At 46.1% G+C, this 4576-nt stretch carries 6 protein-coding genes; 1 reads left to right on the top strand and 5 read right to left on the bottom strand.

The window, feature by feature from the left end; all coding sequences use genetic code 11:
• Window positions 1-118: 118 nt before the first annotated feature.
• Together RMO55_RS15290 and RMO55_RS15285 are read right to left on the bottom strand one after the other, a co-directional pair.
• Window positions 119-493, bottom strand: coding sequence for a type II toxin-antitoxin system VapC family toxin (locus tag RMO55_RS15290; RefSeq protein WP_310427822.1), 375 nt, complete (start codon window positions 491-493; stop codon window positions 119-121).
• A complete protein-coding gene (locus RMO55_RS15285) occupies window positions 490-738 on the bottom strand; it encodes a DUF2281 domain-containing protein (RefSeq protein WP_310427820.1) in 249 nt (82 codons plus the stop codon). Before RMO55_RS15285 ends, RMO55_RS15290 begins: the two co-directional genes overlap by 4 nt.
• Before the next feature lie 300 nt (window positions 739-1038).
• Here RMO55_RS15285 and RMO55_RS15280 point away from each other — a divergent pair, with 300 nt between their 5' ends.
• On the top strand, window positions 1039-1671 hold the full coding sequence (locus RMO55_RS15280) for a hypothetical protein (RefSeq protein WP_310427819.1): 633 nt from the start codon (window positions 1039-1041) through the stop codon (window positions 1669-1671).
• Between the two features lie 120 nt (window positions 1672-1791).
• Here the strand turns inward: RMO55_RS15280 and RMO55_RS15275 are convergent, their stop codons facing one another.
• From RMO55_RS15275 to RMO55_RS15265, 3 genes are all read right to left on the bottom strand, one after another.
• On the bottom strand, window positions 1792-2121 hold the full coding sequence (locus tag RMO55_RS15275) for a type II toxin-antitoxin system PemK/MazF family toxin (protein ID WP_310427817.1): 330 nt from the start codon (window positions 2119-2121) through the stop codon (window positions 1792-1794).
• On the bottom strand, window positions 2108-2377 hold the full coding sequence (locus tag RMO55_RS15270; protein ID WP_310427816.1) for a hypothetical protein: 270 nt from the start codon (window positions 2375-2377) through the stop codon (window positions 2108-2110). The genes RMO55_RS15275 and RMO55_RS15270 overlap by 14 nt, the downstream gene beginning before the upstream one ends.
• A gap of 125 nt (window positions 2378-2502) precedes the next feature.
• A partial coding sequence (locus RMO55_RS15265) for a glutamate synthase-related protein (RefSeq protein WP_310427814.1) occupies window positions 2503-4576 on the bottom strand: 2074 nt, incomplete at its 5' end.

The following is a 4576-nucleotide window of genomic DNA, read 5'->3' as shown; positions in this document are numbered from 1 at the left end:
ATCTTGTACAACAGGAGTCATTGTTTCTCTCCTTACTCAATATATTCACAGCATAACACCACTCAAGCTGTTTGAGCTATTAGATTAGAGCCGATCGATCTCATATCGATCGAAAGCACTATCTACATTGGCTAAAGTCATTTTTTCGACTTGAGACTGAGCAATTAGCAAGCGATTCTCCTAAGGGAGAGGCTACGCCAACGAAAGGATCGCGATGGTGAGCAGGTAGATTTGAGAGTGCGTAAATATGCTTTAATTCAATCGATAGTAACTGAATAGAATTTTCCTTTGTCTGAATATCTACAATTGTTGCGAGATCGCCTTTCAAATCTAGTTTTCCTAAACCTACTTTGATTTGGATTTCCCAAATACTTGCCAAGCTAAGAAATAAGCTATTTTGACGATCGATTATCGATTCAGTGAATCTTGGCGATAAGCGTTCTGGTTCTGTTGCCATCCAGATAAAGATATGAGTATCTAACAAAATCCTCATTCTTCGCCGAGCCAAAATTCATCTGGTAGTGGTTCGTCAAAATCATCGCTCATTTTCATTGCACCGCGATTTAGCCCCAAAGTTCTTGGATGTAGTTCTGAAGGATGATGATTCTCAGGGATGGCCGATCCGTCAAGAGAGCGAATAAATGCTAGGACGCTCAGTTGCATTGGTTCGGGAATTTTTTCTAGTTCCTGGACTATCGATTCGATCGCGGAGCGTCCGCCTTGCGGGGTCGTACTCATGATGTGATGGGGCAGATTGAATATGATTCAATTTTACCATTCCCACATTTAGGCAACAAGGATCGATCAAACCGTCAGAGATCGAGTCATATCAACAGCAGCGAATCGAATCATCAAAGCTCACCATCAATAGCACTAAAATTGTCTGCTTTACACACCGCAAATCATCTCTCTGATTAAAGCAGGAAATTATTGGATTAAATTTCCGAGATCTATCTTTACAAGTATATTCGTGGGTATCTTATAATTAACCTCAAATTATTTACCATCATCTAAATGATGTATGGTCGATCATGCTACATGAACACGAAAAAGTCATCGTTCGAGCCTTCAATCCTATGGGCTGTATTTTTAGGTGTGGTTATAGTTGCCCTAAGTGTTTTTGGAACATACACCTATACCGATTCATCCTTAAAAGTAGAAAATGCAAGCCTCCGAGCTGGTATTCCGGGTGGTCAAACGGTGGCAGAAGAACGGAAGGCATTAGAAAGAAGAGAGGATGAGGTAACGAGGCGTGAGGAAGAGGTAACGAAGCGTGAGGAAAAGGTAACGAGGCGTGAGGGAGATTTTAATAGTACTGCTAGGTTAACCGGAAAAGCAGAAGGGAGAGCAGAACAACTTAGTGAAAATAATGAGGTTCTCAAACAATCATTCGATGGAGTAGTATGGCAAAGAAACATATTATTGGTTGTAATAATAATGTTAGTTGTGGGGGGCTTTAAAATATTCTTATACATACGCAAACTCCAATATTCAATTTATAATCGAGATAGAGCTATTGAAGTAACACGAGTTCAAATTTATAATCCATCTGGGACTATAGAACAAATAAAAACTGCATTTGAAACATCCACACAATTTATTGAACCCGAACAAATTTCAAAGCAAAAATTGCTAAAATCTAGCAGTGAATCTGGAGAATATAGGACATGATGTTTTCTGCGAGGGTGAGTCGTCTAACAAATCGCTGCACTGTAATGATGAAAGAAAGGTAGAATATATTTAGCGTATTTCTCTTTCAAGAAGCTTGGGCAAAGCCCAATCGCGACTTGTCTAAAAATTTGGTTTGACATGCTGAAACCATACTTCAGTCAAAGCTTTAGCATCACTCGCTGATAATTCCCCTAATTTTTTAATCAACAAAGATCGCTCTAGACAGTCGAGACGAGATAAACGCACAGTTGAAGCAATCCGCAATCCACAGCTCTCCCAGTCAATTAATACTACATCTGTTTGAGTCCTTGGTTTAGATGAAGTTACCGCCGCTACCACAAGATCATCCCCATCAATCCAAAGAATTAAAATCGGTCGTTTTTTAGATGCCGAACCATCGGTAAAAGTTATTTCAGCTATCCACAATTCACCTGCTTTAACAGTCATCATAAAGCCCTTCATCTTCCGAACTGTAGCTATTGAGGAAGGCATTGTGAGTACGAATGGAACCCCGCGAATTAGGTTCAATGGCGATCAAATCGATTAAATTCAGCACATCTTGTTCGACAGTGCGTGAGGGTAGGGAGTTGAGAACATCTCGATCTGCCAAGTCAATAATTTCTGAGATGTATTGACGGACTCGATCGGATATTTCCGGCTTCCACTCTTGCAATTTAATTCCTAATCTTTCAGTCAGGGCATCCATCAGTATCTCCATTGCAGATGATGGGACATTTCTATTTTGCCAAGTTTATGACAACATTACAAGTAAGCGGAGCCATGCCTTTAGACTATTCTATTGGTATTGCTCCACTCGATCGATCTAACTTTCTAACTCCCTCCAATTCGCGCCACATCACGGGAATTCTCCTCAAACGCAGCATCGAGCGCATCATCGCCACTTAACCCCGAAGCCAGCGCATTTTGAATCGCTTGCAACACCCGTTTATAGTCACGCGGCATCACCTTCACAAACTTCGGTACCATCTCATCCCAGTTTGCTAGCAACTCTGTCGCTTTTTGACTCTTGGTATATTGGGCGTGTTGTTCGATCGAATCCTTCAACTTACCAATCTCTTCAGCATCGCTGAGAGTTTCCAAGCCCACCATCTGCGTATTGCAGCGGGTTGGGAAATCACCCTGCTCGTCGAGGATATAGGCAACACCGCCACTCATCCCCGCCGCGAAATTGCGTCCGGTTTTACCTAGTACGATGACTTGTCCGCCTGTCATGTATTCACAGCCATGATCGCCGATCGATTCCACCACTGCATTTACCCCAGAATTGCGGACGCAGAAACGTTCGCCAGCCATGCCGTTGATGTAGATTTCGCCGCTGGTGGCTCCGTAGAGAGCGACGTTGCCGACGATGACATTTTCGGCGGCGATGAAGGTGGATTTGGGCGAGGGGTAGAGGATGATTTTACCGCCGCTGAGTCCTTTGCCGATGTAGTCGTTGGCATCGCCTTCGAGTTCGATGGTGACTCCTTGGGGGATGAATGCGCCAAAGCTTTGTCCGGCACTACCTTGAAATTTGAGGTGGACGGTATCGGCGGGAAGTCCGTGCCAGTGGTTTTTGGTGATTTCGTTACCGAGGATGGTGCCTACTGCGCGGTTGACGTTGCAGATTGGCAGGGTGGCTTTGGTTGGTTTGCCAGACTCGATCGAGTCTTTGCATAGGTCTAATAAAGTAGTAATGTCGAGGGATTTGTCAAGTCCATGATCTTGGGCGATCTGTTGATAGCGTCCGACTTCTGCACCTGCTTCGGGCTGATAGAGGAGGTTGGAGAGGTCGATGTTTTTGGCTTTCCAATGGGCGATCGCTTGTTTGGATTCTAAGATATCGGTGCGCCCGACCATTTCGTTGAGGGTGCGGAAGCCAAGGGCTGCCATGATTTCCCGCAAGTCTTGGGCGATGAAGCGCATGAAGTTGACGGTGTGGGCGGGATCTCCGGTGTAGGTGGCGCGGAGTTCGGGGTTTTGGGTGGCAATTCCGGCGGGACAGGTATTCAGATGGCAGACGCGCATCATGATGCAGCCGAGGGTGACTAATGGGGCGGTGGAGAATCCGAATTCTTCGGCACCGAGGAGGGCGGCGATCGCAATGTCGCGTCCAGTTTTGAGTTGTCCGTCGGTTTCGACGACGATCCGGCTGCGGAGGTTATTTAAGACGAGGGTTTGATGGGTTTCGGCGAGTCCGAGTTCCCAGGGTAATCCGGCGAGTTTGATCGAGGTTTGGGGTGATGCTCCGGTACCGCCGTCGAAGCCGGAGATGAGGACTACATCGGCATGGGCTTTGGCGACTCCTGCGGCGATCGTACCGACTCCGACTTCGGATACTAGTTTGACGTTAATTCGCGCTTCCCGATTGGCATTTTTGAGATCGTGGATTAGTTCGGCGAGATCTTCGATCGAGTAGATGTCATGGTGCGGTGGGGGTGAAATCAGCCCTACGCCTGGGGTGGAGTGGCGCACTTTGGCAATCCAGGGATAAACCTTTTTACCTGGGAGTTGTCCGCCTTCACCTGGTTTGGCTCCCTGTGCCATTTTGATTTGGATTTCTTTGGCTTGGGAGAGGTACAGGCTGGTGACACCGAATCGTCCTGATGCTACTTGTTTGATGCCGCTATTTTTGGAGTCGCCTTGTTCGTTTGTCCAAGTGTAACGTTCGGGATCTTCGCCGCCTTCGCCTGTGTTGGATTTACCGCCGATTCGGTTCATCGCGATCGCCAGTCCTTCATGTGCTTCACTAGAGATCGAGCCGTAGCTCATCGCCCCAGTTTTAAAACGTTTGAGGATATTCTCGATCGGTTCTACTTCTTCAATTGGAATCGCTGTTTGCGGTTTAAAATCGAGCAAGCCGCGCAGGGTAAAGTGTTTTTTATCCTGCTCGTTAATTAGCTTG

The sequence above is a fragment of the Chamaesiphon sp. VAR_48_metabat_135_sub genome, assembly GCF_031418915.1.
GTDB lineage: Bacteria > Cyanobacteriota > Cyanobacteriia > Cyanobacteriales > Chamaesiphonaceae > Chamaesiphon.
This window is presented reverse-complemented; position numbering and strand designations above follow the sequence as displayed.

Excerpts from the sequence above, each read along its gene's own strand:
- RMO55_RS15290 (WP_310427822.1), bottom strand. The coding sequence starts at position 493 with ATGAGGATTTTGTTAGATACTCATATCTTTATCTGGATGGCAACAGAA.
- RMO55_RS15285 (WP_310427820.1), bottom strand. The coding sequence starts at position 738 with ATGAGTACGACCCCGCAAGGCGGACGCTCCGCGATCGAATCGATAGTC.
- RMO55_RS15280 (WP_310427819.1), top strand. The coding sequence starts at position 1,039 with ATGAACACGAAAAAGTCATCGTTCGAGCCTTCAATCCTATGGGCTGTA.
- RMO55_RS15275 (WP_310427817.1), bottom strand. The coding sequence starts at position 2,121 with ATGATGACTGTTAAAGCAGGTGAATTGTGGATAGCTGAAATAACTTTT.
- RMO55_RS15270 (WP_310427816.1), bottom strand. The coding sequence starts at position 2,377 with ATGGATGCCCTGACTGAAAGATTAGGAATTAAATTGCAAGAGTGGAAG.